This window comes from Nocardia sp. NPDC058244, from assembly GCF_042882065.1.
Lineage (GTDB): Bacteria > Actinomycetota > Actinomycetes > Mycobacteriales > Mycobacteriaceae > Nocardia.
Window position 1 is genome coordinate 468,111 of the sequence record NZ_JBHVWX010000005.1, and the last position, 25,825, is coordinate 493,935.

Below are 25,825 nucleotides of genomic sequence, written 5' to 3' on the forward strand. Positions count from 1 at the left end.
CCCGCGATCATCGCGGTCTCGGCCTGGCTGGGCGGCGGTGTCACCGCCCAGCCAGGATGTCACTGCCCTGCCGGTGTCATCCCAAGGCCCGGACGATCGCAGATGCGATTCGCTCGACCCCGGCCCGGCTCGTCGCGCTCAGCGCCGTGAACGACAGATAGCCGTGAACGAGGCCCGGCTCCCTGATCAGCTCCGTGGATACCCCACTGTCGGCGAGCTTTGCCGCGTAGGCCAACCCGTCGTCGCGCAGCGGATCGAAACCGGCGACGGTGACCAGAGCTGGCGCGACCCCGGTCAGATCCTCGGCGAACAGCGGCGAAACGCGGGGATCGCGACGGTCGATGCCCGGAGGCAGGAAGTGATCCTTGAACCAGGCGATCTGCTTGGCGGTCAGCGCCCGTGAGTCGGCGAACTCCCGACTCGACGGCCGGGATCCGGCCAGGTCGGTGACCGGGTAGATCAACACCTGCAGAGCCGGGCGGCGCTCGGGATCACGCACCCGCTGAGCGAGGACCGCGGCGATGTTGGCCCCCGCGCTGTCGCCCGCGACGACCACACGGTCCTGCGGAATGCCCCACCGGGCGGCCTGGGCAAGGGCGAACTTCCAGGCGACCATCGCATCGTCGTGAGGTGCTGGATACGGGAATTCCGGTGCCAGGCGGTACTCCACGGACAGGATGTCCATGCCCGTCCGGTCGGCGAGCAAACGCACCGGTCCGTCGTAGGCGGCACGGCTGCCGAGCACGAAACCGCCACCGTGGAAGAACACGACAAGCCCACCGGAGGAAGTCCCTGCGCGATATCGCGTCGCCACGAGGCCGCCCGGCAGCTCGAGCTCCTCGACCTCCCGCATCGGCACAGGTCGTTCACCGAAGACGGCGACGTCCTTCGCCTCCGCGGCACGGGCTTGCGCGGGCGCCACATCACTGAAATCGGGACCTTTGGCGATGGAGGCCATGAGCATCGCGATCTCCGGCGCCATCACCTCGCCGTCGGAGTTGGCGGGAGCCTTGACCATGCGCTCGAGCAGCGGTCCCGGCAGTTTCCCCATGCCGATCGCGAGTTGCCGCTGCAGGCGCTCGCCGACCGAGAGGCGGGTCGTCGTGGCGGAAGCGCTCATCGCATCCGCACCTTGCTCGCCGCGTCGGCGGGCATCGCCGTCCGCGGTACCGGGCGGGCGTTCGCGGAGCTGAACCGCAGGTGATCGTCACCGATCGGGCCTCTCAGCAGCTTCTTGTCGGCCTGGTAGGAGGTCAGCATCCGCCACGGCAGTCGCACGCCCTGCTTGGGCAGGGCGTCCGCCGTGCGGGTGACGTACCCTGCGCTGAGGTCGAGCAACGGCGCGGTGGCCATCCCGGGCTCGGCGACCGGCACGACCTTGTCGTAGCCGTGCGCATCCATATGCCTGATCAGCTGAATGACATACTGCGCGGTCAGGCCGACCTTCATGGTCCACGACGAGTACTTCGTGTAGCCGAACGCGAACGACCAGTTCGGCAGGCCGGACAGCAGCATTCCGCGGTAGGTGACGCTGTCACCGATGTCGAACTGCTGCCCGTCGACCGTCTGCGGGATGCCGCCGAACATTCGCAGGTTGAGTCCGGTGGCGGTGACGATCACCTCGGCCGGAATCTCCTCCCCCGAGGCCAGCCGGATCCCGGTCTCGGTGAAGCGATCGATCGTGTCGGTGGCCACCGAGGCCTTGCCCTCGCTGATCGCTTGGAAAAAGTCTCCGTCGGGTGTCATACACAGCCGCTGTTCCCACGGCTTGTACGGCGGGTTGAAATGGGTATCGACGGCGTAGCCATCGGGCAGGGCCTTGCTGGTTTGGGTGCGCATCAGTTTGCGTCCCGAGTCCGGGAACTTGAGCATGTAGCCGACGAAGAGGAAGTCGCGCCACACGTTCTTGATCCGGGTCGCGGCGTATCCGCGCTCCAGCCCGAGAGTCCGGTAGAGGAACTTGGCGACCTTGTCGACGCGCGGCAGCGTCATGACGTAGGTGGGAGTGCGCTGCAGCATCGTGACGTGTGCGGCGGCTCCGGGACCTGTCGTCATCGCCGGAACCATGGTGATGGCGGTTGCGCCACTGCCGATCACCACGACGCGCTTGCCCGCGTAGTCGTAGTTCTCGGGCCAGAACTGCGGGTGCAGGATGTCGCCGGCGAAGTCCTCGCGGCCCTCGAACTGCGGCGTGTGGCCCTCGTCGTAGCGGTAGTACCCGGAGGCTCCGTACACCCAGTTGGTCTTGATCGCGACGGTCCGCTTCTTCTCCCCCGGGACCGCGACCTCGACCTGCAGCGTCCAGGCGCCCTCGGCGCTGGACCAGTCCGCCGACACGACCTGATGGTGGTACCGGATCAGGGCGTCGACGCCGTTTTCGGCCGCGGTCTCCTCGAGGTACTCGCGGATGAGGTGGCCGTCGGCGATGGCGTGCTCGTGGCTCCAGGGCTTGAATTCGTAACCGTAGGTGTGGAGTTCGGAATCGGAGCGGACGCCCGGGTACCGGAAGAGATCCCAGGTGCCGCCGATCCGCCCGCGTCCCTCGAGGACGACGATCTTCTTGTCGGGAAAGGCCTGCCGGAGATAGCACGCCGACCCCACACCGGAGACTCCGGCTCCGATGATGACGATGTCGGCGGACTCGGGAGGGGCACTGCTGCGGGCCATGGTGAACTCCTGTTTTCGGATTGCCGGGCCGTTCATCGACCCGTTGCCATCGTCTGCCAGCGGGTATGACCCATGCCACACAGATCCGTGGTGTTCTGAACCCGATTCCGGTGCAAAATGCACCATCGGCGAAACACCGCACACCGCGCGCTCAGGCGCCGCGCAGTGCTCCGATCGGCAGCATCACGTGCTTGGTCCTGGTGTAGTCCTCCAGGGCATAGGTGGAGTTGTCTCGCCCGTAGCCCGACTTCCCGAATCCGGACCACGGCATCTCGTTGGTGAAGTTGAGGTGCGTGTTGACCCAGACCGAGCCGAAGTTCAGTTCCTCGGTGAAACGCAGCGCTCGGGCAGTATCGGCGGTCCACACCGAGGCCGCGAGGCCGTAGTCGACATGGTTGGCCTTGGTGAGCGCCTCGGCGTCGCTGGTGAAGGTCTCCACCGAGATCACCGGCCCGAAGACCTCTTCGCGCGACATCTCCGAGCCGAAGGTGACATCGACGAGGATCGTCGCCGGATAGAAGAAGCCGGGACCGTCGGGGACCTCACCTCCCAGCACGACGCGGGCGCCGTCTCGACAGGCCCGGTCCACCATGTGCGCGACGCTGTCCCGCTGCTGCGCACTGATCAACGGACCGAGTTCGAACTCCGCCCCCGATGCGGCGTTTCCGCTGCGGAGCTCGCCCGCCGCCGCGGTGAGCGCCGCCACCAGCTGTTCGCGGATGTCCTCGTGACAGATCACCCGGGTGGCCGCGCCGCAGTCCTGGCCTGCGTTGCCGTATCCGGTGGCCACCAGGGTCGGGACGAGGTCGTCCAGATCGGCGTCCGGGAAAACGATGACGGGTGCCTTGCCACCGAGCTCGAGGTGGACACGTTTGATCGTCGTCGCGGCGCCCTCCGCGACCAGCTGTCCGGACCGGACGCTTCCGGTCAGCGCCATCATGTCGATGTCGTCGTGACGGCTCATCGCGTCACCGACGGTCGAGCCCTTGCCGACGACGATGTTGAGCACCCCAGGCGGCAGGATGCCCGTGGCGAGCTCGGCGAGAATGAGGGTGCTGAAAGGGGTCAGCTCGGCAGGCTTGAGCACCATGGTGTTTCCCGCCGCGAGTGCAGGGGCGATCTTCCAGGCCGCCATCAGCAGGGGAAAGTTCCATGGTGTGATGGCACCGACCACGCCGACAGGCTCGCGGCGGATGTAGGAGAGCCGGTCCTGGGCGTACTGGCCGGGAGCCGGCGCCTGGGCCGTCCGCGCCGCACCGGCCATGAAACGGAAGCAGTCGGAGATCAACGGAATCTCGTACGCGGCATAGGCATACGACTTCCCGACGTTGAGTGCCTCGAGCGCCGACAACAGCTCGGCCTGCTCATCGATGGCGTCGGCGAACCGGAACAGCGCCTCGGCGCGCGCGCCCGGCGTCAGCCGAGCCCAGCCGGGAAGCGCTGCGCGCGCTGCCGCCACCGCGGCATCGACATCGGCCACGGTGCCCCGCGCCGCGACGCCCAGCCGGGTGCCCGTGCCGGGACCGATCACCTCGACGGTCGAGGTGGCCGTACTCGCGACGAACGCGCCACCGATGTAGTGGACCGGCGCCAGGTCGTCGATGCGCTGCTGAGCGTCGGCCAGGATCTTCTCGGGACTCATGGCATGTTCCTTCAGTCGGTGGTGGGAGTCGGGATGTAGGTGGGGCCGAGCGCGAGCACCGGGGCGAACAGATCGTCGTCGACCACCTGGTCCGGGGTGGCCTCCGCAGAAGGTGTCCGCGTCTGGCCGGGATAGCCGACCGCCTGCCGTGCCTCGGGCGCCATGTAGTAGACGCAGCTGAGGAAGTAGAAAGCTGCTTCCACGATCTCGGCGGGCCAGCCCGCGACGATCTCCGGTGACAACTCGTCGACCCGGGCGGCGAGCTGGGCGATATGGAGGAACGCCCCGGAGAGTTCGGGGTCGACGCGCAGGGCGCGGTCGAGCAGAACGTCGTAACCGGGCAGCGCGGTCAACCGGGGCGAACGCTCGCTGCCGGGGAACCACAGGTCCGCGATACGCGCGGCACCGGTACGCGTTTCGTCGTCGGGGAATTCGATCACAGCGGAGTCCTTTGGTCGGCGGCGGTCTCGATCAGACGCTCGGCGGCGCGCAGTGCGAACGCGGTGATCGTCGGCGTCGGATTCACCGCGGACGACGTCACGAAGACGCTGCCGTCGAAGATGTAGAGGTTGGGCACGTCGTGGGATCGCCCGTAGCCGTCGACCACGGAGGTCGCGGGGTCGTCGCCGCAGCGGGCGGTGCCGAGCAGATGCCACCCGGTCTCGCCCCCGAAGTCCACCCGCTTGGTGGAGACGGCGCCCGCGGCCTCGTGGACCTCGGTGAGCCGGTCCAGGTGCCAGTCGAGGGCGCGTTTGCTCTCGTCCGACATCCGGTAGTGGATCTTCGGTGCCGGGATCCCGTCGCTGTCGACGAGATCGGGATCGAGGGTCACGCGGTTGTCGAAGACGGGCAGATCCTCGATCGACGCCGCGAGCTCGTACGAGCGGCCGTGCAGGCGCTCGATCAACGCATGCCCGGCCGGACCGCTGCGTTCGGCCAGCGGCAGCTCCGTGAACCGCTGGAGCAGGCTCACCGGCCCCTGATGCACCACTGCCGTCCATTTGGCGCCGCGATGGAAGCCGCGGCTGGTATCGGTCTCGGCGAAATGCATCGACCAGACCGGGTGGCTCTCCGGCCCGATCCATGGTTCGAGGTCCTGCTCGTACTCCCCCAGCACGGTCGCCACCGGATGCATCATCAGATTGCGTCCGACGTAGCCCGAGGAATTCGCGAGCCCGTCCGGGAACAGCGAGGAGGTGGACAACTGCAGCAGCCGCGGGGTGCCGATTCCGTTGGCGCACACGATCACTACCGGTGCCGAGGTGTGCCGCTCGACACCTGCGCGGTCGATCCAGGTGGCGCCGGTCGCCAAGCCCTTCTCGGAGACGGTGATCTCCCTGACTCGCGCGCCGACCACCAACTCGACACCTGCCGCCAGCGCACCCGGCCACATCGCGACGTCGAAGGACGCCTTCGCGCCCTCGGGACAACCACTGCCGCAGGTACCCCAGCGAGCGCAGGCTCCGCGCGAGCCGAGACCCTGCGACAGGATCGCCGAGGTGCCGGGCCACCATCCGATGCCCAGTTTGTTCATGCCCTCGGCCGCCTTACGGCCGATTCGGCCGATGGGCAGCGGTGGTTGCGGAAGCACGTAGCCCGGCGGGTAGGCGGTGTTGCCATCGAGACCCGAGGCGCCGATCATCTCGTCGATCGCCTCGTAGTAGGGCTGCAGGTCCTCGTAGGTGATGGGCCAGTCGTCGGCGATGCCGTCCAGGGTGCGCACCCGGAAGTCGGACGGAATCATCCGCGGCCATTCCGCCCAGAACAGGACGCTGCTCCCGCCGACACCGTTGAACATCAACGGGTGCACGTCGGAATCGGAGTCGTCGACGGGGTAGTCGCTCGGGCGGCGGCGATGGTTCGGATTCGGGTTCCAGCGGCCGGCGACGAGCAGGTCACGTTCGAGCTTCTCGCTGGGGTAGTCGACGACGTCGGGCCAGTCACCCTGTTCCAGAACAGTGACCCGGAAGCCGCTCTCGGCCAGCAGCCGGGCGGCGGTGACGCCGGACGGACCCGCGCCGATGATCAGCGCGTCGACGTCGTCCCTCCTGCCGGAGGTGCCGGTCGTGGTCATGACATGCTCCTAGAGGTTGTTATTTAAATCGATTGTTTGTGTTTGAATAGAGAGATGCCGAAGATCGTCGACCATCACCAACGCCGTGCCGAGATCGCTGACGCCGTGCTCGCGATCGTCGCCGAGGAAGGCGTCTCAGCGGTCACCCTGCGCGACGTCGCAGCGCGCAGCGGGTGGTCCACCGGTGTGCTCAACCACTACGTCGGCGGCCGGGACGACCTGCTGCACCTCGCTTTTCATCAGGCGTTCCGGCTGTCCGGCAAGCGCTTGGCCGCGATCGCCGAAGAGACGGGGCTGGATCCGATCGAGCGACTGGTTCGGGTGCTGACCGCGCAGATACCTCTCGACGGACCCTCGATCGCGTTCGGCCGGATCACCCTGTTCTTCTATGCCGAGGCGGCGAGCTCCCCGGACAAGCTGGGGCAGGAGATGATCGACTACCTCACGTCGTGGCGCTCGACCGTTCAGGTACACGTCCACGCGGCGCTGGTGTTCCGTGACCTGCCCACCGCGCGGTCGCGGGAAATCGGCGATTATCTGGTGGCGCTCATCGACGGCTACGGCAGCTACGCGGTGCTGGGCTCCAAGCTCTGGGACGGCGACGATCCCACGGCCGTGCCACCGGTACGGCTCTGGGTCGACGCCGCCCTCGCGATGAGCACCCTCGACACCGCACATCAGTGAGCCTCACACACCGAGGCCGGCGTACCCGTCGAGCCGGAGCCCGCCGGCCACCGCGTCGCGAGGGCAACGAGTATGCCGATCATGGTGTCGCTCCTGAGGTCGATCCGCTGGGCCCGATCACCGGCCCGGTAGCAATACTTCGCCAGCGCCTATGGCACGCGCCACACAGATCTGGTGTGTCCGTGGCTGCCGGCCGGTGCAGAGTGCACCGTCACTCGGACCCGTCGCCCCAGGAGTCCGTGGACTTCAACCACGTCCGGTCCTCGATCAGCTCACGGCAGGTGCCGGCGTTCTCCCACTCCGTACTCGCGAGCAGGGCACGGTGGAACGGGATCAGCGTCGGGATACCCGATATCACGGTCTCGTCGAGCGCCTTGCGCATCGCGTCGGTGGCAGCGCGACGATCCTCGCCCCAGGCGATCACCTTGGCGATCATCGGGTCGTAGTAGGGCTGCACGGTGTCGCCGTCGACGACACCGCTGTCGACGCGGACGCCGTCTCCGGCCGGGGCGACGAAGCGGTCGATCCGGCCGGGGCCGGGCCGGAAGCCCTTGGCGGCCGACTCCGCATTGATCCGGCACTCGATCGCGTGGCCGGTGATCCGCACATCGGACTGCTCGAAGGACAGCGGCTCGCCCGCGGCGATGCGGATCTGTTCCGCGACCAGGTCCAGACCCGTGACGAGTTCGGTGACCGGGTGCTCGACCTGGATGCGGGTGTTCATCTCCAGGAAGTAGAAGTCGTCGCCGGCAAGCAGACCCTCGACGGTGCCGACGGAGTGGTAGTTCGCGGCCTTCGCCGCCAGCACGGCGATGTCACCGAGTCGCTGACGCTGCGCATCGGTGAGCAGGGGGCAGGGGGCCTCCTCGATCAGTTTCTGGTGTCGCCGCTGGATCGAGCAGTCGCGTTCGAACAGGTGCAGCGTGGTGCCGTACGTGTCGGCGATGATCTGCACCTCGACGTGCCGCGGATTCTCGAGGTAGCGCTCCAGATAGACGGTGGCGTCCCCGAAGAAGCGCTCACCTTCCCCCGCCGCGCCCACCATCGCGGCGGCGAGCTCGTCGGGGCCATGGGCCACCCGAAATCCCTTGCCGCCACCGCCACTCGCGGCCTTGACGGCCACGGGATAGCCGATGGCTTCCGCCATCGCGTACGCCTCGGGACCGGAAACTACCGGCTCGGTGTAGCCGGGGACGACCGGGACACCGGCGGCCGCCACGGTTTCTCGTGCCCGGATCTTCGACGACATCATCTCCATCGACTCCGGACTCGGTCCGATGAAGACCAAACCCGCCGACGTGCACGCGCGAGCGAAGTCAGGGTTCTCCGACAGCAGCCCGTAGCCGGGATGGACGGCCTGGGCGCCGGTGGCCAGCGCCGCCTCGATGATGCGATCGATGCAGAGATAGCTCTCCGACACCGGTGCCGCACCGATCGGCACCGCTTCGTCGGCCAGGCGCACGTGCAGGCTGTCGGCGTCGACATCGGAGTGAACGGCGACGCTGGCGATGCCGAGCCGCCGCAGCGTCGTGATGACGCGCACGGCGATCTCGCCGCGATTGGCGATGAGGACCTTGTCGAACACGACCTCAGCCCTCCAGCGTCACGAGCACATCGCCGTCGGAGACGACGGAGCCGACCTCGACGTGTACCTCCGCGACGACGCCGTCGTCCTCGGCCTCGACCGGGATCTCCATCTTCATCGACTCGAGGATGAGCAGTACATCGCCCTCCCCGACCCGGTCGCCTTGCGCTACAACGACCTTCCACACTGTCGCCGCACAGTCTGCTGCGATCTCGATCATGGTTGTTCTTCCTTTCCGATGGTGCGGGTTTCGCGCCGGGTGATGGTCATCAGTGACGGCGCCGTGCCCCGCGGGCCTGGCTCACGGCGGCGGCCAGCGCTCCCTGACTGCCTTCGAGGAACGCGGCCACGACTTCGCGGGTCTCGCGGGGGTCGATCATGTGCTCCACCCCGAACGCCTCGACGGTGCGCCACGGATCGACGAGCGAACCCATGCGGGCCTCGATCTCCGCCCGCATCCGGGCCGGATCCTCGGCAGCCTCGATCTCGCGTCGGTAGGCGGCCTCGACACCGCCCTCGATCGGAAGGTCGCCCCACTCGCCGCTGGGCCATGCCAGCCGCAGTCCCAGCCGGTCGGGATTGGCCGTGGCCGACACCGCCAGGCCGTATGCCTTGCGGACCTGCACCGTGATGATGGGGACGGTCGCCTCGACCACCGACCGGATCGCGCGTACGCCCCATCTCATGACGTTGGCGCGCTCGGCCTGCGGGCCGACCATGAAGCCGGGGACATCGACGAAATAGAGGACCGGCAGGTGAAAGGTGTTGCAGAGATTCATCAGCCGCACCTGCTTCTCGGCGGCGGCGGAGTCCATGGCCCCGCCGAGGTGCTGCGGGTTGCTGGCCAGGACACCGATCGGCATCCCGTTCATGCGGGCGAGCCCGGTGACCAGGCTCTTACCCCACCGAGCGCCGATCTCGAAGAACGACCCCTCGTCGACCACGGCCTTGACCACCCTCGCCGCGCGATAGGCCTGCCTGCGATTCTCCGGGATGATCTCGAGGAGCTCCGGCGCGCGGCGATCGACGGGATCGTCGCACGACGTGCGCTGCGGAAGCTCCCAGATGTTCTGGGGCAGGTAGCTCAGTACCGCGCGCATCTGTGCGATCGCGTCGTCCTCGTCGCGCGCGAGATTGTCGACGGTGCCCGAGGCGGTCGCGGCGGGGCCACCGCCCAGTTCGTGTTTGTCGATATCGAGGCCGAGTGCGCGCCGGACCAGCGGCGGGCCACCGGCGAAGATCACGGAGTCCTTGGTCATCACCGAGAAGTGGCTGGCCACGGCTCGCGCAGCGCTGGCACCGACGGCGGCACCGCTCAGCATCGTCAGCACCGGCACTTCGTCGAGGAGCTCGAACGATCGTGCCCAGCTCAGGGAGCTGGTGAGGTAGGCGTGTCCCTTCTCCTCCTGCGCCGCGACGTCCCCACCGATACCCTCCACGAACATCAGCAGCGGGATCTTGTACTCGTGGGCGAGGTCCTCGACGAACCCACCCATCCCGCCCTTCATCCGGTCGAGATAGCTCTGCGGCGCGCCGGCCCGCACGGTGAAATCCTCCCCGCCCAGAGCGACGTGCCTGCCGTCCACCTTCGCCAGACCGCAGACGTAGCTCGCCGGGAGGGTCCCGAGCCGGTTGCCCAGCGCATCACGCTCCTCGAAAACGGCGAATTCACCGATCTCGCTGAAACTCTCGGAGATGGCCGCGATCCGTTCCCGAATCGTGTTCCGGCCCTGCGCCTTCTGCCGGGTGACCCGGCGCTCGCCGCCGAGTTCGCGGGACAGGGCACGCCGGCGGTCGAGTTGGGCCAGGGCGTCCGGCCAGTTGAATCCACCAGGTGTGGTCATCGGGGCACTTCCATGACGTCGGGCGACGTGATGTCGCGAGAGAGCAGGTGTTTCTGAACGACGCCGGTCCCCGCGCTGCGGACGAACTCGGAGCCGTCGGTGACGGTGAGGTATCTCGGCATGGCGAATCGGGGCAGTACGGCGCGGCAGTGCTCGATGAAATCCGCGAGTACCACCGACTCGCCGTCCGGGACGACGAAGACCTTGATCTCGTCCTCGCCACCGTGCTCGTCACGAACCGCGATGGCGACACATTCGCGGACACCGGCGGCGGTGTTGAGGCTGTGTTCGAGCTCCCACACCGAGATGTTCTCGCCGCGGCGGCGGAAGCTGTCGGTCCGGCGCCCGTCGAAGTACAGGAAGCCCTCGTCGTCGACGTGCCCGGAATCGCCGGTGTGGAACCACAGGTTGCGCGACGCCTCGACTGTCGCTTCGGGCCGTCCCCAGTATCCGAGAGCAGCCATATGCGGGCTCCGCGGGCGAAAGACGATCTCCCCCGTCTCGCCCGCGGGCAGCGGTCGGTCGTCGTCGTCGACCACCGCGACGTCGATCGCGTCGTGCATGTGTCCCGCCGCGCCGCGGCGTCGCTGGTGCACGCTGTCCATGGCGATCCCGTCGCATTCGGTCTGGCCGAACAGCGTGAGGATGGGGATCCCGAGGTTGTCCTCGAACACCTCGTAGGCGATCTGCGGTACCGGTGCTCCGATCAGTCGCGTCAGGCGATGGGTGCCGGGTTCGGGCGGCGCGCCCTGGGCCAGGATCGACAGCATCGCGCCGACTCCTGTCGCCCAGCTGGCGTCGAACCGGCGGACATCGGCGAAGTACTCCGACGCCGAGAACCGCTCCCGGAAGGCCATCGAGCCGCCCGACCGCAGGCACGCCGTGATCTGAACGTGGAAGTCCACGTGGAAGAACGGGAGCGGGAAGTAGCCGATGTCATCGGCCTGCAGACCGAGCCGGTCGATCCACACCCGCGCGGCGAGCGTGGAGAAGTACGCGCGTGGAAGCATCACGCCCTTCGCCGGGCCCGTCGTTCCCGAGGTGTAGAGAATCGTCGCGAGTTCACCGGGGCCGAAGCCACCCTGCGCGGCGTCGAGTTCGTCTCGCGTGGCCTCGCCGATCGGTTCGGCGGCCAATTCACTCATCGCCAGGACGTCCCCGATCACGGTCTCGCGGACCCGTTCCAGCAGAACGTCCTGACAGACGATGAGGCCGGGGTCGGAATCGGTCAGGACGTGGGCCAACATCGGTCCCCGGAGTTCGACATTCACCGACACCTCGACCGCGCCGATCCACCAGATGCCGAACATCCACACGACCCGATCGATCGAGTTTCCGCTGACCAGCGCCACCCGGTCCCCCGTGGACACGCCACGACGAGCGAGTGCCGCCGCCACGCGGCGAGCCCGGTCGGCCAGCTCGCCGACGGTGAGGACATCGCTGTGTGACCGCAGTAGCGGGCGGGCGGGGTCGCTCGCTACCGCGCGCAGCAGGTCGTCAACCGGACTGACGCACTCGACCGCAGGTGGTCGAAGCCTGCTGACCTCATTCACGACGAGATCCCTCCTCGAATGGATTGGGGTTTTTTATTTGGGACACATGATATAAAACGATAGGGAAACAACATCTGTCAAGGACAACCTGGAGATGCCATGATCGTGATTGCGCCATGAGCTGGACGACGACGGTGCATCCGTGGTCGTACGACTTCGACTACCTGGGCCATCTGACCGCCGCTGCCTACACGAAGGCATTCGAGCAAGCGCGCGTCGAGTACCTGCGCGACCGCTGGCGCACCCGCCACCCCACCTATGTCGTGGCCGCGCACCACATGCAATACCGCAAGGAGATCCTCGAGGAAACCGGTCCACTGCAGGTCGTGATCCAGCCGGTGCGCGTCGGCCGATCCAGCGTCGACCTCGCCGAACTACTCCTCGACGCCGAAGGCACCGTCTGCAATCGCTCCGAGGCGACCCTCGTGGCGTGGGATGCCGAGGCGCGCACCGCGCGGCCTTTCACTGCGGGCGAGCGCGTTTCGCTCACCGCCGACCTCGAAACCGATCCCCCCACAACCCGTTCCGGGGCCGAGCCCCGCCGACACACAGGAGACCGAGATCAACGATGACTGCTGAACACACCACCGGAAAGCGAATCCTGGTCACCGGCGGTGCCGGCGAGATGGGCGCCCACGCATGCCGGGCGCTCGTCGGTGCGGACGAGGTCGCCGAGGTCCTCATCGCCGACCGAAACGAGCAGGCCGCCAAGGCATTGGCCGATGAACTCGGCGCCGGCGCGACTCCCCTCACGCTGGACATCTCTGACGCCGCGGCCCTCACCGACGCCCTCACCGGTGTCGACTTCGTGCTCAACACGACGGGACCGTTCTACCGCTTCGGCCCGCTGGTCCTGCGCGCCGCGATCTCGACCCACACGCACTACCTCGACATCTGTGACGACTTCGAGCCCACCCTGGACATGCTCGACCTCGACGCGGAGGCCCGCGCGGCGGGTATCACGGCCGTCATCGGCGTCGGCGCGAGCCCCGGTATCAGCAATCTCCTCGGCGTCCTCGCGATGAACGAGTGCGACGAGGTGGAGACCGTCTACACCTCGTGGCGCGCCTCCGGATTCCAGCGCGCCGAGGTCGACACCGGTGTGCAGTCCTCCGCCGCGATCGAACACTGGATGCACAACTGCACCGCGACGATCAAGGTCTGGCGCGACGGCGGGCTGGCCGACGGACGGCCGCTCGAGGAGCGCACGATCAGCTACCCGGGTCGTGGCGAGGCATCGGTCTGGGTGTGTGGTCACCCCGAGCCGCTGACCCTCCCCCGGTCCCACGACGGCGTGCGGGAGTCGCTCAACCTCATGACCTCACGCCCGCTGCTGATGGAGGCGCTGATCCGCACCGCGGGCCGTGTGCACTCCGGTGAGCTCGATGTCGCCGGGGCGAGCCGGGCGCTGGTCCTGGAGCCGAACACCATGGGTTCCGCGGCGGGGCCCGCGCCGTCGCTGCCGGTGCTCTTCGCTCTCGCCGAAGGCACCAAGGGAGGCAAACGAATCCGCGTCGGCGCCCGGCCGCTCGTAGTCCCCGACGACAACATGGGCACGATGACCGGTATCCCGCTGGCCGTAGCGACCCTCATGGCCGTGCGCGGAAAGGTCGACCGGCCGGGCGTGCACGGCCCCGAGGTCATCGACGCCGCCACCTTCTTCGACGACCTGGCGCGGTACGCCCGACGTGGTTCCGCCGAGGAACACCCGGCCGAGGTCGTGGAGGTCGTCGTCGAGGAGATCACCGACTGACCGACGGCCGCGAAGGGGTGGCACCGCGATCCGGTGCCACCCCTTCGTCGTTCGAGCCGAAATACTGAAATGTGCGGCTTCCGAATCGCCCGGCCGCCATGCGAACCGGGCGGGTCGAGCTTCCCTGTCACACGTAAGGCGCCGTAGCCCCTGGAACTCGCCGGTCGGAGAGCTCGGCCGCCGAGGCCGCAACCACCTCGGCGGCCGCTCGTTCACCGGCGATCACCGCACCTTCCATCGAACCCGTCCACACGGGCGAGGTCTCCGAGCCGGCGAAGTGCACTCGGCCGGCTACCGCAGCGGTCCCCGGGCCGCACGTGGTGAGGAGCCCGGGCGACCAGATCGGCACGCACCCCGTTGTCCAGCGCTCTTCGGACCAGTTCATCTCGTGGTACTCGACTGGATTGAGCGCCTCGTCGCCGAATGCCCGGGCGATACCGGCCAGGACCGCCGCCCTGCGACGCGACGGGTCGCCTGGCATGGGATCGGGCAGGTCGGCGCTGCGCCCGCCGTCCCCGCGCGCGAACCCGACGAGGACACCCTCCTTCTCGCCGGGCGCCGTGTCGTCGAAGGTCAGCATGAGCGGCGCGGAGTCGCTCATGCTCGCGCCGCTGAGACCCTTGGCGCGCCAGAAGGGTTCCGAATAGACCACGTGGACCTTGTAGGCGTGCGCCATCGCGAGTCGCTCACCCAGGTTCCGCTGCGGCAGCGGCAGCTGAGGATCGATACTGATCGCGGCGCGGTCGGCCGGGCTCATCGCGATCACCAGGCGGCGGGCACGGTGGGTGACGCCCGCGGTGTCGACCTCGACGTGGTCGTCGAACTGCCTGATCGCGAGCGTCGGCGCACCGAGGACGAGGCGGTCGCCGAGTGCGGCCGCCATTCTGATGCTCAGCTCGGCCGAACCGCCGGTGAACGAACGCTCGGAGCCACCCGACAGAGAGGCGAGCAGGGCTTCCACGCCGCCGATCGCGCGAATGTGGCGCAGGACGTAGTACAAGGACAGGTCACCCGGCTGAGTTCCCAGCGTAAGGGCACCGATAATGGCCCATAGCGTGCGTGCCGTGGCGGTCCTGGTGGTGTGATTCACCCACGAGGCGAAGGTGCGAGCATCCAGTGCCGCGGCTTCCGGGGTCGCGAGTGCGTCGTCGCCGTCCGGACAGCGCTTGCACAGGCGGTCGAGCCGAATCAACGACTGCGTGAAGTCCGCCGACCCCAGGGGATCCGCCGACCACGGCATCGACCCGTCGAACCGGATGACGCGACCGCGCCGCTCGAACACCGACTTGCCGTCCTCGTTGTGCGGCCAGGTCGAGACCCCGAGCTCGTCTCCCAAGGCGATGAGCCGCTTGTACTCCGGACCGACGAGCTGGCCGCCTTCTTCGGCGAATCTGCCGTTGACGAGTTGGTGGGTCTTGGTGCGCCCGCCGACTCTGTCACGGGCTTCGAGGACTCGCAGAGACGTGATACCCGCCTGGTCGAGGCGTCGCGCGGCCACCAGCCCCGAAAGGCCGGCACCGACAACGATCACATCGACCATCGTGTTCTCGTGTTCCATGGGTTCCTCCTACTGCACTGACCGGATGTCGTAGTCCAGCTTCGTGACCGAGGTCACTCACGCTCTACTACAACCCCCACAGGGTGCGAACCGCCGATGGTGCACAATTCACCTGCCGTTGGCGGAGGCGCTCAGGGCGCTCGGCCCAAGACCCGGGATTCACACTCGATGTGCAGGGGCTCTGAGCGACTCCCGGCGTCTGTCCCGCCGACGAGGCCGTCTCCCGGTGCGGAATGCGGGCGCCCCGACTACCGAGCCGACAGGAGAGCTGGAGGCCATTCCGCCGGCTCGACGTTGGCGGGTTTTCCGCTGACGTCCTGGTCCCAGTCGAAGACGGGACCTGGTGGACCCCACCGTTCCGGGCGGACGAACGAGACTGTCTCAGTACCGAAATCGACCTGGGCGAACGAGGCCGCGCCGGCGAAGGTCACGCGATCGAACCCCGTGACGCCGGAGAACGAGGCGCTGACGAACCGGACGATGTCGGCGAAGGTCGCCCTACTGAACATAGCGCTGGAGAAGGAGGCGCGGTCGAACGTGGTGCTGCCGGAGAAGGTGGCGCGGTTGAACGTAGCGATGCTCGAGAAGATCGCACCGTCGAATCCGGTGGTGCTGTTGAACGTCGCGCCATCGAATCCGGCGGTGCCGGAGAAGGTCGTACCCTCGAACGAGGTCGGACTGGAGAACGTCGCGCCATCGAACTCGGCGATGCCGAAGAAGGCCGCGCCATCGAACCTCGCGATGCCGGCGAAGATCGCGTCGGCGAACCCCGCGGTGCCGACGAAGATCGCCTCACTGAGCCATGCGGGCCCGGAGAAGGTCGCGCGATGGAACGCGGCGGTGTCAGAGAAGGTCGCGCCACCGAACCTGGTGGTTCCGGAGAAGATCGCGCCGTCGAAATCGGTGGTTCCGGCGAAGGTCGCGCCACTGAACATGGCGAGTCCGGAGAAGGTTGCCGTGCCGAACCTGGCAGCACCCGAGAATTTCACACGACTGAAGTCGACGTCCTCGAGATGTGCCGTGCGGAAGTCGAAGTCGCTGGCGGACCAGCTGTATTCGGCGGTGAGACGCAGGTGGTCAGCGATGACGCGGACGATGGTGGCGCGGACCTCGCGATCGTTGTGTCGATATTCGAGGTGGTGTTCCTGGTCGTCGACGCGGGTGACGTCGATCTCCGCGGCGGTCTTGTTCGCGTCGACCGGGGTGATCCTGCGCAGGAACCCGTACGCGGCGAACGCGATGCCTAGGCCGGCGAGCAAAGCGAGCGTGACCGCTGGGAACAGCTGGATCCTTCCGGCGCGGCGCCCGAGTGCCGCGCGGGAGTTCCTGCTGAACCGAGCGCGCAGCGCGGCTCGTCTCGTATGTGCTTGCGCGCCAGCGGCGCTCACCCTCCCGGCCATTGCTCAATTCTCACCGTATCCATGACCGACCACCAGATTTCAGTGAGGGCGCCAGCGTTCGGCATCGCGTGGACACGGCGCTCACGCCGCAGGCTTGGTCAGGGTCGCGGGAGTTCTCGCCCTTCGCTGCCGAGCTCTGGGAGGATGCGAGCTTCAGCAGATCCCTGGGCGACCGGTGCCGGGCTCGTGCGCATCAGCCACGCCGCGGCGGCGAGCGTCAGCACCCAGCCGATCACTTCGATGAGCAGATGATCTGTCGCATCGGGGACCGATTGCAGCAGGTACACCCGGACGCTGTTGATCGCGCCGTGCGTCAAGACCGCCGGCCAGACACTGCCCGATCGCCACCGAAGGGCGAGCAGCAGCGGCGCCCACGGCAACATGCCCGCGAAATAGATGACGATGTCCCACGGTGGGCGGTCTCCGATGACGGCGAGCACCGGCAGGTGCCAGACGATCCACACCGCACCGCTGGCCAGGGCCAGTGGCCAGAAACCCCAGGACGCGGCGCGGGTCACCAGCCAGCCGCGCCAGCCGAACTCTTCGCCGATCGCGAAGACCGACTGCAGGACGAAGACCGGAACGACCCACACCGTCGCCATCAGGATCTGGTCGAGCGGGTTGAGCGGCCAGATCCCCACTGCCAGTGCGATGCCCGTTTGGATCGCGGCGATCGCGGTGATGAGGCCGATGCCGATACCGGCCCACCTGGGTGTGCCGCGCCACCCGGTGGCGAAGGTCTCCCGGAAGGTTCCGGGTCGCCGGGCTCGCCACATGATGACCGCGGCGAGCAGCGGGGTCAGTTGCAGGATCGGAATGATCAGGTTGTCGACATCCGTGGAGACGAGCCGAAAGACCATCGGAATCGACAGCGCGTAACACAGTGCGATGGCGATCGCGAAGAACCACGCGACATCGGTGCCAGTCGATCCGGGAGAACCGCGGCGCGCACGGACTGTCGTCACGACTGCCCACCACATCTGACAACAGAATCCCTGCCAACCCACTTTCGCTTCGATCGCCACGCCGACATCCGGCCACGCAGACCAGAATTCGTTGCCGGAGAGCGGGAATCTCGGTTCATGCACGGACCGTAGCAATCTGTTTCGGGTCTCCGAATCCCGGAAAGACCCGGAAATTCACCCTGAAAAAGCCCCTACCCGGCTTCGGCCGCTAATCGGCTCGCACACGCCTGGTGTCATACGCCCACATCGCGATCTCGACGCGGTTGCGGGCGCCGAGCTTGCCCATCAACGATGTGACGTGGCTCTTGACCGTGCTCAGGCCGACGAAGAGCTCGGTGGCGATCTCCGCGTTCGTCCGGCCGCGTGCCACCAGCGCGAGCACCTCCTCCTCGCGCTCGGTGAGCGGGTCGATGGGCTGGACGGGTACCACCGGCGTCTGGTCGGCGAAGGTCGCCAGCAGCCGGCGGGTGATGTTGGGGGCGATCAGCGCGTCTCCGTCGGCCGCCGCGTGGATGGCCTGCACGAGGAGCTCCGGCCCGGCGTCCTTGAGCAGGAAGCCGCGGGCGCCCGCGCGCAGGGCGCCGAGGACATACTCGTCGAGGTCGAAGGTGGTGATCACGACGACCGCCATCGGGTCCGTGACGCCCGGCCCCGCGAGGCGTCGCGTCACCTCGATGCCGTCGAGCCCGGGCATCCGGATGTCGACCAGGAGCACATCGGGACGCAGCCGGGTCGCCAGGTCGAGCGCTGTGAGCCCGTCGGCCGCCTCCCCCACGACCTCGAAGTCGGGGTGCGCGCCGAGGATCATCACCAGCCCGGTGCGGACCAGGTCCTGGTCGTCGGCGACGACCACACGAATGCTCATGCCGGCGCCTCCACGGGCAGCATCGCCTCGACCACCCAACCGCCCTCGGGCCCCGGCCCCGCGGCGAGCGATCCGCCGAGGAGCTTCACGCGTTCGGCCATGCCGAGCAGGCCGAATCCGGGCTCCGGGACCGGCCCCGGCGCGGTCTGTCCGTCGTCGCTGACCCGCAGCCTGACGGTGTCGCCCTCCCGATACACGTCGATCGCGACGCGGGTCGCGCTGCGGGCGTGCCGGACGGCATTGGTCAGCGACTCCTGGGCGAGCCGGTAGAGCGCGGCGTCCACGGGTCGTGCCAGCCGGGTCAACGAACCGTCCAGCGAGACCTCGACGGTGGGCGTCGCGTCGGCGCGCGCCAGGGCGGGCAGGTCCGCGACACCCGGTTGCGGTGCGTAGGCGACGGGTTCCTCCGCGCGCAGCACCCGCACCATGGACCTCATCTCCGCCAGGGTTCGCGACGCTTCGGACTCGATCGCGGCCAGGACCTCGACAGCCTTCTCCGGCTGGACGGCGGCCACCACGCGACCGGCCTGCGCCTGCACCGCGATGGCCGAGACGTGGTGGGCCACGGTGTCGTGCAGCTCGCGCGCCAGCGCCACCCGTTCCTGATTACGGACCTCGCGCTGTTGGCGACGCCAGAGGTCGGCGCGGTAGCGGAACACCGCCGCCAGAGCGACGAACAACAGCAGCAGGACAGTGCCGCCGAAAACGTCTGCCCAGCCCGCGGAGGACGCGTACATCCCCAGCGCGACGACGACGGCCACGAACGCCGTCCCCACGGCGATCTCCCGGCCCGAGCCCCACCGCACCAAGGCGTAGAGCAGGATCAAGTCGGCCATCATGGCGTAGAGGCCGAGGTCCCCGGCATGCGCGGTCAGCTGCAGGACCGAGAGCAGCCCGGCGGCAGCCCAGCCGACCAGGGCGGCCGGCAGCGGGTGGTTTCGCCGCCAGAGCAGGGCGGGTATCAGCGCCACGGCGAGCACCGCTACCAGGGGTCGCCAGGCCAGGTCCGGCCGAACGATGCTCTCGACCGCGGCGGCGGCCGCGAACACGCCCACCAGCAGCCAGTCGAGCCGACCGATGGGTGGGGCGTCACCGGGCCGCGGCTCGTGCCAGAGGGAGCGCCGGACAGTGACCACGGCTTCAGCATAGGGATCGGCGCGCCTCGGCGGACCCGCCGAAAGTACGAGAGGGAGATCATGCCATCGGCCAGGCGAACTCCGGCCTCCGGGCCGGTGTGCCCGGCGTCGGGCTCCGCGATCGTGGACCTACCGATCCGCCCGACCACGGAGCCCATGATGAGCACACGTCAACCCACCACTCTGGACGACCAGCCGATGCCGGTGCGAGCCAAACTCGCCGCAGCGTGGACGAGCTTCATGTTCCTCTACGCCTACGTGGACATTCTCAACTTCTTCACGCCCGGCGTCATCCAGGAGATCCTCGCCGGCAAGGTCTTCGAATTCGCTCTCTCCCAGACGTTTTCGACCACGGCCCTGACCCTCATGGCCGTCCCGATCTTCATGATCTTCCTGTCGATGACGCTGCCCGCCGGGGTGAGCCGCGTCGCCAACCTCGTCGTGGCTTCGCTCTACGTTCCCGTCACGGCGTTCAACGTGACGGGCGAGTCCTGGCTGTACTTCTACGGCCTCGGCGTCGTCTTGGAAGTGGTCCTTCTCGTCCTCATCCTGCGGTACGCCTGGACCTGGCCCCGCACCGCACTGTCGGCGACCAACCCGGCTGAAACCGTTCGAGCGCGGCAGTAAGCGTGAACCGAGAGCGGTACACGTCGTACCTGGAAGCAGATACCTCAGTGCCGCAACGGCTTTCGCGACTTCCTCAGGAGCATGAAGTCGCGAAAGCAGCAGAACTCTCCGGAGTGATTACCCCGGGCTCCCCTCGCCGCGCAGGGTCCGGTCGATCCATGCGATGACGTCGGCCAGGACGACCGGCCCCTCGGGTTCGTCCTCCACCCCGTGGTACACACCCGGACAGGTCCGCAGTGTCGCCGACGGCACGAGGTCGACCACCCGGCGGCTGGCGGAGATCGGATTGATCAGATCGGCGTCGCCGTGCACCACGAGCAGTGGTGCGGCGACTCGGGTGGCAGCCGATGCCACCCGATCCATCTGTGCCAGAACATCGATCGCGAAGCGGGCCGTCGCTCGCCCGTGGACCAAGGGATCGGCGTACCGTTCGGCGACGACGGCGGGGTCGCGATTGATACGTTCGAACCGCAGTCCGTTCGGCACTGTCAGGGTGGCGAAGACGCGGCCGAGGCTCCTGACCACGGCCACCTTGAGACGCTGGTTCCGCAGCTCCGAGTCGAAGGCGGGTCCGGTCGCCACCACCGCGGCCACGTCCGCCCCCGGCCGGTCCGCCGCGTAGAGGAACGCGTAGAGCCCGCCCAGGCTGTGCCCGTACAGCACGACCGGTGCGCCGCCCGTTCGCGCACGCTCGTGGGAGATGAGATGGTCCACGGCCCGTGCCGTCGACTCGTAACGGACGTCGCCGCGGCGCCCTTCGGATCGCCCGAATCCTTCGTAGTCCATCGCGAGCACGGAGAAACCGGCCGCGGTGAACAACCGAGCCGTGCTGTCGTAGCGGGCCGCGTGCTCGCCGAGACCATGCAGGAGGACGACACTGGCCCGCGCGGGCCCGCGCGGGACCCAGTGCAGTGAGGTGAGTCGGGGGCCGCCACCATCCGGTGTGAAGGAGTCGACGAGGGGTGATGAATTCACGAGCAGTTCCTTTCCGGTCTGCTCGAGCCTCGCCGCTTCCCCGGTGTCCAGGATTGGACCAACCTGCTACATCGGCAGGATCTCCCAACGGATCGTGCTGAACGCGGTGGGCGGAGCGCCGAAGGTTCGGCGACACGTCCTGGTGAGGTGGGAGCTGTCGGTGAATCCCGCCAGGTGCGCCGCCTCGGTCAGCGTCCGGCCCTGCGCGACCGCCACGGTCGCCCGGAGCAGCCGGAGCCATCGGACATACGCCCGGAAGGTGATTCCGAGCTCCTCGGCGAAGAGATGGGACAGCCTGCTCTCCGACAGATGAACGGCCGCGGCGAGGTCGCGCAGCCGGATGGGTCGTGAGTCCAGCTCGGTCTGCAGGCGGGTGCGCGCGGCGGCGACGCCCGGATGCAGTGGGTGCGAGGTGTTTCCGGGAGAACGCAGGCGCCCTTCCACGTACGCACTGTGGCCCTGGGTCAGGGTCTGTCCTGCGTCGTGCCAGGCGCGAACGTGGGATGGATCGTCGACCAGCTCGATCAGCTCGGCACCCAGGGACGACTCGGGCTCGACGTGCGCCACGACGCCAAAGGCGCCGACGGCGCTGAATGCGTGCGGCTGATCGGCGGGAACGATCGCCGTCTTCGTCCGTCGCCGATTACCTTGGCGATCCTCGATGACGAACGTTCCCTCGTGGGCGACGGCCACCTGCACGGAGTGGTGCGAATGTCGCGGCAGACTTCCCAGCGGACCCTCGACCTCGAGCACACCGGGACGCATACGCCCTGTGCCGGACCACCGCGAGATCAATGGTTGTCGCTCGTCGGACGCGTGCATCGGCTGAAATATACGCGGCGCTGGAGCACTTCCGGCAGCGCCGAGATCGAATCCGCCGAGCCACGCCCGCAGGCAACGGCCTGAAGGGCGACCGACCACGAGGCCAGTGTCCGCCGGCTCGATGCCGAGCCGGCGGACACTCGCGACAGCGGGCCGCTAGCGGGCCGGCACCACCGCGCCGGCGAGGTGATCGACCGTGGCCGCGAGATCGCCGCAGGCCTGCTCGTACTGGCGGCGCAGGGTCGCCACGAGTTCGGCGGTGGACCCGGCCTCGCTGACGGCACCGATACCCTGACCCGCACCCCACACATCACGCCAAGCCTTGGCATCGGTACCGGAGGAACCGAAGTTCATCTGCGAGGGATCCGACTCGGGCAGGTTGTCGGGGTCCAGACCCGCGGCGACGATGCTGCCGCGCAGGTAGTTCCCGTGCACGCCGGTGAACAGATTGCTGTAGACGATGTCGGCCGCGGTGGAGTCGACGATCATCTGCCGGTAGCCGGGCACGACATTGGCCTCGGCCGTCGACAGGAACGCCGAGCCGATGTAGGCCAGGTCGGCGCCCGCGGCCTGCGCCGCCAGAATCGACCGGCCGTGCGCGATCGAACCCGACAGCAACAGCGGACCGTCGAACCAGGTCCGGATCTCCTGGATCAGCGCGAACGGCGACTGGGTCCCGGCGTGCCCGCCCGCGCCCGCGGCGACCGCGATGAGTCCGTCGGCGCCCTTCTCGATCGCCTTGCGCGCGTACTGGTTGTTGATCACGTCGTGGAGCACGAGCCCGCCGTAGGAGTGGACCGCGTCGTTGATCTCGGTCCGCGCGCCCAGCGAACTGATCACGATCGGCACCTCGTGCTCGACGATGACCGCCATATCCTGCTCGAGCCGATCGTTGGAGCGGTGCACGATCTGGTTCACCGCGAACGGCGCCACCACCGCCTCCGGATTCGCCGCCGCGAACGCCGCGTTCTCCTCGACGATGCGATCGAGCCAGTCACCGAGCAGCGACGCCGGCCGCGCGTTCAGCGCCGGAAACGATCCGACGATCCCGGCCTGGCACTGGGCGATGACGAGTTCGGGGCCCGACGCGATGAACATCGGCGAGGCGACCACGGGCAGGGACAGGCGGCCGGAAAGCTGCGGGGGCAGTGCCATTGAATCCTCCGAAGGCAGGACGGACCGGCGGGCGGGCCGCCGGGCGAACGTCAGTTCCTGCACGATAGGAGCCACACCGGCCGATATGCAACCAGTTGCATAGCAAGCGTGGCATCAATCACTTGCCCACCCGAGCAAGAGCCTCGAGGTCAGGACGGCGCACGAGCAGGCAGCCGCGCGTCACCACGATCACCCCATCGACCGACTTCAGCCCCATACTTGGTCGGTTGTACGACTTCAGTCCAGGCCACGTCGCACCGTGCCCCACAAGGGCCCCGGAGGCCTCCGAGTGCGGTGCAGAGCCGCCGCTCCATTACCAATACCAAAGGTTTCGAGCGGTTCTATCGCTAGCACTCGTTTATCTCCTATTGCACCTACGGCCGCATTCGTTCTATCGTAACTCGTACAGCCGACCGACTTACTTCGAGTTCCCTTCGATGGGAGACGCGGTCGGTTCGACCTCGACGGGCCTTGCGAACAGATACCGGCACCACGGGCCCTTGGTTCGCCCTCTGGAGTAAGACGACATGACTCGACACGGTCCCATCGACCGACCCGGGCGAGCGGGCAGCGCGTGAGGTCATCGCCCTTCACCGCGGACCTCCCGGCCCGGGCGCACCAGCGCCCTCCTGACAACCAACCGAGAACCGAGGAACAGACCATGACAGTGTCCGACAACACCACACCCCACCTGCACCGACCGGCGGACGTGTCGCATTTCGCCGCGGAAGCCGAACGAATCGCCAACGAAGGGCTCGTCGAGGAGCTGCTCGACCTGTTCGCGCCGGACGCGGTCGCCGACTGGATCATGGACGGCGCCCACGACCACCATCAGGGCATCGACGCCATCCGCGCGGCCACCACCGAGCTCGTCGCCGTCGGCAAGGCACTGCGTCTGCACGTCCGCAAGACCGTGCAGAGCGCCGACGACGACACCATCGTGCTGACCTGGACCGGTGGATTCGGTCGGAGCAACCGCCAGTTCGGCACCGAGATCTGGACCTTCCGCGACGGACTGGTCGTCCGCCAGCAGATGTACTCCTACCTCGACGTGCGCCCCAAGACCTCGCCACTGGCCGGCCTCCGGCTCCTGGCGACCTCACCCGCGGTCGTCACCACCCTCGTGAAATACCGCTGGCAGAACCGCTCTCGACGCTGACCGCAGCACTACCCACCGAGAAAGGCCCCATCGAATCCATGACCACCACGCCCGTGAACAGCACAGCCACTGTCGCCCGCACGATGGATCGCATCTATCACGATCTGCTGAGCCCGTCGGACGTCCAGGAAACGCGCCGACGCGTTCGAGCACTGGCTGACGAGATCGTCGCGCCCGCCGCGCATTCGATCGCGACCGGCGACGAGCGAGTGGACGGGTTCCCACGCCGCGTCTTCGACGAACTCGCCGCCGGAGGACTCTTCCGGATTCCTTTCGGCGCGCAGGTCGGCGGCGACGGAGCGGCTCACCCCGCGACCGCGACCGCCGTAGCGGTCGAGGAGCTGGCCTATCACTCCAACAGCATCGCGGCCGTGTTCGACGTCGATTGCATCCTGGCCGGCAACGCCCTCACCCACGGCACCGCCGATCAGCAACAACGGTGGCTGGCACCGCTGGTCGCCGGTGACATCGTCGGCTCCTTCGCGACCAGCGAGCCGGGAGCATCCAGCGACCTCTCCCCGCAGGCGGTCCAGACACTCGCGACGCGAGACGGCTCCCGCTGGCTCCTGCACGGACGCAAGCGCTGGATCACCAATTCCCCGGTGGCGGCTTTCGTCGTGGTCCTGGCGCGAACCGACGACCGGCTCACCACCTTCATCGTGCCCACCGACGCCGATGGGGTCACCGTGGGTGTGCCGGACCGCAAGATCGGAAACCGTGGCCAGCTGACGGCCGACGTCGAATTCGACGACGTCGTTCTCGGGGACGAGAATGTCCTCGGCGAACCCGGGCAAGGACTGCGGATCGCGTTGCAGACACTGGTGTACGGGCGGATCGGGATCGGTGCCGCGGGCGTCGGGATGGCGCAAGCCGCGTTCGACCACATGGTGCATCATCTGACCACCCGCCAAGCCTTCGGCAAACCGCTGGGCGCAAACCAGCATTGGCAGTTCGCCGTCGCCGACTACGCGACGCGGATCGAAGTCGCCCGCAACACCTATCTCAAAGCCGCGCTGCGACTCGACAGCGGCATCGGATTTCCCGAGCCGGAAGCGGCGATGGCCAAACTGCTCGGCACCGAACTGTCGGTCGACATCGCCCGAGACGCCGTGCAGGTCTTCGGCGGAATGGGCTTCGTCCAAGAGCGCGGCGCGGACGGCGTCGTCTCACCGGTGTCGGCGATCTATCGCGACAGCAAGATCGGCGAAATCTACGAAGGCGCCAACGAGATCCAGAGATGGGTTATCGCGCGCAGCATCCTGGGCCGAGACATCACCGGTTGATCCGTACCCCGGCGAGCCGCGACCGCCGCCGACGCGAGATCTCTGTCACACCTTCCACCCTAACTGGATCGATTCAAG

24 protein-coding genes are annotated in these 25,825 nt (G+C 67.9%); 7 read left to right on the forward strand and 17 right to left on the reverse strand.

What is annotated here, in order from left to right; translation table 11 throughout:
• Positions 1-76: 76 nt before the first annotated feature.
• From ACFVW6_RS18645 to ACFVW6_RS18665, 5 genes are all read right to left on the reverse strand, one after another.
• Positions 77-1,120 (reverse strand): alpha/beta hydrolase, encoded by a 1,044-nt coding sequence (locus ACFVW6_RS18645; RefSeq protein WP_378829110.1) that lies wholly within the window; start codon positions 1,118-1,120, stop codon positions 77-79.
• Complete coding sequence (locus tag ACFVW6_RS18650) at positions 1,117-2,667, reverse strand: flavin-containing monooxygenase (protein ID WP_378829112.1); 1,551 nt, start codon at positions 2,665-2,667, stop codon at positions 1,117-1,119. The genes ACFVW6_RS18645 and ACFVW6_RS18650 overlap by 4 nt, the downstream gene beginning before the upstream one ends.
• 151 nt (positions 2,668-2,818) lie before the next feature.
• The gene (locus ACFVW6_RS18655) at positions 2,819-4,309 is read right to left on the reverse strand and encodes an aldehyde dehydrogenase family protein (RefSeq protein ID WP_378829114.1); all 1,491 of its coding nucleotides are present in this window, start codon (positions 4,307-4,309) and stop codon (positions 2,819-2,821) included.
• 11 nt (positions 4,310-4,320) lie between these two features.
• The gene (locus ACFVW6_RS18660) at positions 4,321-4,749 is read right to left on the reverse strand and encodes a hypothetical protein (RefSeq protein WP_378829117.1); all 429 of its coding nucleotides are present in this window, start codon (positions 4,747-4,749) and stop codon (positions 4,321-4,323) included.
• Entirely contained in the window at positions 4,746-6,383 is a 1,638-nt protein-coding gene (locus ACFVW6_RS18665; RefSeq protein WP_378829119.1) for a GMC family oxidoreductase, read from the reverse strand. Before ACFVW6_RS18665 ends, ACFVW6_RS18660 begins: the two co-directional genes overlap by 4 nt.
• 54 nt (positions 6,384-6,437) lie before the next feature.
• Between ACFVW6_RS18665 and ACFVW6_RS18670 the strand changes: the two genes are divergently transcribed.
• Positions 6,438-7,067 carry a TetR/AcrR family transcriptional regulator gene (locus ACFVW6_RS18670; protein ID WP_378829121.1) on the forward strand — a complete coding sequence of 210 codons (630 nt, stop codon included), beginning with the start codon at positions 6,438-6,440 and terminating at the stop codon, positions 7,065-7,067.
• A 211-nt stretch (positions 7,068-7,278) separates the two neighbouring features.
• Here the strand turns inward: ACFVW6_RS18670 and ACFVW6_RS18675 are convergent, their stop codons facing one another.
• Genes ACFVW6_RS18675 through ACFVW6_RS18690 form a run of 4 tightly spaced genes read right to left on the reverse strand, consistent with a single transcriptional unit; the run spans position 7,279 to position 12,049 of the window.
• Positions 7,279-8,652, reverse strand: a complete 1,374-nt coding sequence (locus ACFVW6_RS18675) for an acetyl/propionyl/methylcrotonyl-CoA carboxylase subunit alpha (RefSeq protein WP_378829124.1) — start codon at positions 8,650-8,652, stop codon at positions 7,279-7,281.
• Positions 8,653-8,656: 4 nt separating this feature from the next.
• The gene (locus ACFVW6_RS18680; RefSeq protein ID WP_378829126.1) at positions 8,657-8,872 is read right to left on the reverse strand and encodes a biotin/lipoyl-binding carrier protein; all 216 of its coding nucleotides are present in this window, start codon (positions 8,870-8,872) and stop codon (positions 8,657-8,659) included.
• 49 nt (positions 8,873-8,921) lie between these two features.
• Positions 8,922-10,496: an acyl-CoA carboxylase subunit beta gene (locus ACFVW6_RS18685; RefSeq protein ID WP_378829128.1), complete on the reverse strand. Its 1,575-nt coding sequence runs from the start codon at positions 10,494-10,496 to the stop codon at positions 8,922-8,924.
• A complete protein-coding gene (locus ACFVW6_RS18690; RefSeq protein WP_378829130.1) occupies positions 10,493-12,049 on the reverse strand; it encodes an AMP-binding protein in 1,557 nt (518 codons plus the stop codon). Before ACFVW6_RS18690 ends, ACFVW6_RS18685 begins: the two co-directional genes overlap by 4 nt.
• A 116-nt stretch (positions 12,050-12,165) precedes the next feature.
• Here ACFVW6_RS18690 and ACFVW6_RS18695 point away from each other — a divergent pair, with 116 nt between their 5' ends.
• A complete protein-coding gene (locus ACFVW6_RS18695) occupies positions 12,166-12,621 on the forward strand; it encodes an acyl-CoA thioesterase (protein WP_378829133.1) in 456 nt (151 codons plus the stop codon).
• Entirely contained in the window at positions 12,618-13,802 is a 1,185-nt protein-coding gene (locus ACFVW6_RS18700) for a saccharopine dehydrogenase NADP-binding domain-containing protein (protein WP_378829135.1), read from the forward strand. Before ACFVW6_RS18695 ends, ACFVW6_RS18700 begins: the two co-directional genes overlap by 4 nt.
• Before the next feature lie 127 nt (positions 13,803-13,929).
• On the opposite strand, the gene ACFVW6_RS18705 is transcribed toward ACFVW6_RS18700, so the two are convergent.
• The 5 genes from ACFVW6_RS18705 to ACFVW6_RS18725 form a co-directional block, all read right to left on the reverse strand.
• The gene (locus ACFVW6_RS18705; RefSeq protein WP_378829137.1) at positions 13,930-15,360 is read right to left on the reverse strand and encodes a flavin monoamine oxidase family protein; all 1,431 of its coding nucleotides are present in this window, start codon (positions 15,358-15,360) and stop codon (positions 13,930-13,932) included.
• 248 nt (positions 15,361-15,608) lie between these two features.
• Positions 15,609-16,619, reverse strand: coding sequence for a pentapeptide repeat-containing protein (locus ACFVW6_RS18710; RefSeq protein WP_378829140.1), 1,011 nt, complete (start codon positions 16,617-16,619; stop codon positions 15,609-15,611).
• A gap of 239 nt (positions 16,620-16,858) precedes the next feature.
• Positions 16,859-17,725 carry a CPBP family intramembrane glutamic endopeptidase gene (locus ACFVW6_RS18715; protein WP_378829142.1) on the reverse strand — a complete coding sequence of 289 codons (867 nt, stop codon included), beginning with the start codon at positions 17,723-17,725 and terminating at the stop codon, positions 16,859-16,861.
• A gap of 208 nt (positions 17,726-17,933) precedes the next feature.
• Positions 17,934-18,590 (reverse strand): response regulator, encoded by a 657-nt coding sequence (locus ACFVW6_RS18720; RefSeq protein ID WP_378829144.1) that lies wholly within the window; start codon positions 18,588-18,590, stop codon positions 17,934-17,936.
• Positions 18,587-19,726: a sensor histidine kinase gene (locus tag ACFVW6_RS18725; RefSeq protein ID WP_378829146.1), complete on the reverse strand. Its 1,140-nt coding sequence runs from the start codon at positions 19,724-19,726 to the stop codon at positions 18,587-18,589. Before ACFVW6_RS18725 ends, ACFVW6_RS18720 begins: the two co-directional genes overlap by 4 nt.
• A 159-nt stretch (positions 19,727-19,885) precedes the next feature.
• Between ACFVW6_RS18725 and ACFVW6_RS18730 the strand changes: the two genes are divergently transcribed.
• The gene (locus tag ACFVW6_RS18730) at positions 19,886-20,353 is read left to right on the forward strand and encodes a DUF6326 family protein (RefSeq protein ID WP_378829148.1); all 468 of its coding nucleotides are present in this window, start codon (positions 19,886-19,888) and stop codon (positions 20,351-20,353) included.
• Positions 20,354-20,470: 117 nt separating this feature from the next.
• Here the strand turns inward: ACFVW6_RS18730 and ACFVW6_RS18735 are convergent, their stop codons facing one another.
• Entirely contained in the window at positions 20,471-21,328 is an 858-nt protein-coding gene (locus ACFVW6_RS18735; RefSeq protein ID WP_378829150.1) for an alpha/beta hydrolase, read from the reverse strand.
• A gap of 66 nt (positions 21,329-21,394) precedes the next feature.
• Entirely contained in the window at positions 21,395-21,772 is a 378-nt protein-coding gene (locus ACFVW6_RS18740) for a helix-turn-helix transcriptional regulator (protein ID WP_378829152.1), read from the reverse strand.
• 54 nt (positions 21,773-21,826) lie between these two features.
• On the opposite strand from ACFVW6_RS18740, the gene ACFVW6_RS18745 reads away from it, so the two are divergent.
• On the forward strand, positions 21,827-22,234 hold the full coding sequence (locus ACFVW6_RS18745; protein WP_378829154.1) for a hypothetical protein: 408 nt from the start codon (positions 21,827-21,829) through the stop codon (positions 22,232-22,234).
• A 72-nt stretch (positions 22,235-22,306) separates the two neighbouring features.
• Here ACFVW6_RS18745 and ACFVW6_RS18750 read toward each other — a convergent pair whose 3' ends face one another.
• On the reverse strand, positions 22,307-23,305 hold the full coding sequence (locus ACFVW6_RS18750; protein WP_378829156.1) for an NAD(P)H-dependent flavin oxidoreductase: 999 nt from the start codon (positions 23,303-23,305) through the stop codon (positions 22,307-22,309).
• Positions 23,306-23,966: 661 nt separating this feature from the next.
• Here ACFVW6_RS18750 and ACFVW6_RS18755 point away from each other — a divergent pair.
• Positions 23,967-24,464, forward strand: coding sequence for a nuclear transport factor 2 family protein (locus ACFVW6_RS18755; protein WP_378829158.1), 498 nt, complete (start codon positions 23,967-23,969; stop codon positions 24,462-24,464).
• Positions 24,465-24,502: 38 nt separating this feature from the next.
• Complete coding sequence (locus tag ACFVW6_RS18760) at positions 24,503-25,747, forward strand: acyl-CoA dehydrogenase family protein (protein ID WP_378829161.1); 1,245 nt, start codon at positions 24,503-24,505, stop codon at positions 25,745-25,747.
• Positions 25,748-25,825 lie beyond the last annotated feature (78 nt).

Coding starts and splice junctions, on each gene's coding strand:
- ACFVW6_RS18705 (WP_378829137.1), bottom strand. CDS start 15,360: ATGGAACACGAGAACACGATGGTCGATGTGATCGTTGTCGGTGCCGGC.
- ACFVW6_RS18680 (WP_378829126.1), bottom strand. CDS start 8,872: ATGATCGAGATCGCAGCAGACTGTGCGGCGACAGTGTGGAAGGTCGTT.
- ACFVW6_RS18695 (WP_378829133.1), top strand. CDS start 12,166: ATGAGCTGGACGACGACGGTGCATCCGTGGTCGTACGACTTCGACTAC.
- ACFVW6_RS18700 (WP_378829135.1), top strand. CDS start 12,618: ATGACTGCTGAACACACCACCGGAAAGCGAATCCTGGTCACCGGCGGT.
- ACFVW6_RS18670 (WP_378829121.1), top strand. CDS start 6,438: ATGCCGAAGATCGTCGACCATCACCAACGCCGTGCCGAGATCGCTGAC.
- ACFVW6_RS18760 (WP_378829161.1), top strand. CDS start 24,503: ATGACCACCACGCCCGTGAACAGCACAGCCACTGTCGCCCGCACGATG.
- ACFVW6_RS18720 (WP_378829144.1), bottom strand. CDS start 18,590: ATGAGCATTCGTGTGGTCGTCGCCGACGACCAGGACCTGGTCCGCACC.
- ACFVW6_RS18730 (WP_378829148.1), top strand. CDS start 19,886: ATGAGCACACGTCAACCCACCACTCTGGACGACCAGCCGATGCCGGTG.
- ACFVW6_RS18750 (WP_378829156.1), bottom strand. CDS start 23,305: ATGGCACTGCCCCCGCAGCTTTCCGGCCGCCTGTCCCTGCCCGTGGTC.
- ACFVW6_RS18685 (WP_378829128.1), bottom strand. CDS start 10,496: ATGACCACACCTGGTGGATTCAACTGGCCGGACGCCCTGGCCCAACTC.
- ACFVW6_RS18755 (WP_378829158.1), top strand. CDS start 23,967: ATGACAGTGTCCGACAACACCACACCCCACCTGCACCGACCGGCGGAC.
- ACFVW6_RS18650 (WP_378829112.1), bottom strand. CDS start 2,667: ATGGCCCGCAGCAGTGCCCCTCCCGAGTCCGCCGACATCGTCATCATC.
- ACFVW6_RS18665 (WP_378829119.1), bottom strand. CDS start 6,383: ATGACCACGACCGGCACCTCCGGCAGGAGGGACGACGTCGACGCGCTG.
- ACFVW6_RS18645 (WP_378829110.1), bottom strand. CDS start 1,120: ATGAGCGCTTCCGCCACGACGACCCGCCTCTCGGTCGGCGAGCGCCTG.
- ACFVW6_RS18655 (WP_378829114.1), bottom strand. CDS start 4,309: ATGAGTCCCGAGAAGATCCTGGCCGACGCTCAGCAGCGCATCGACGAC.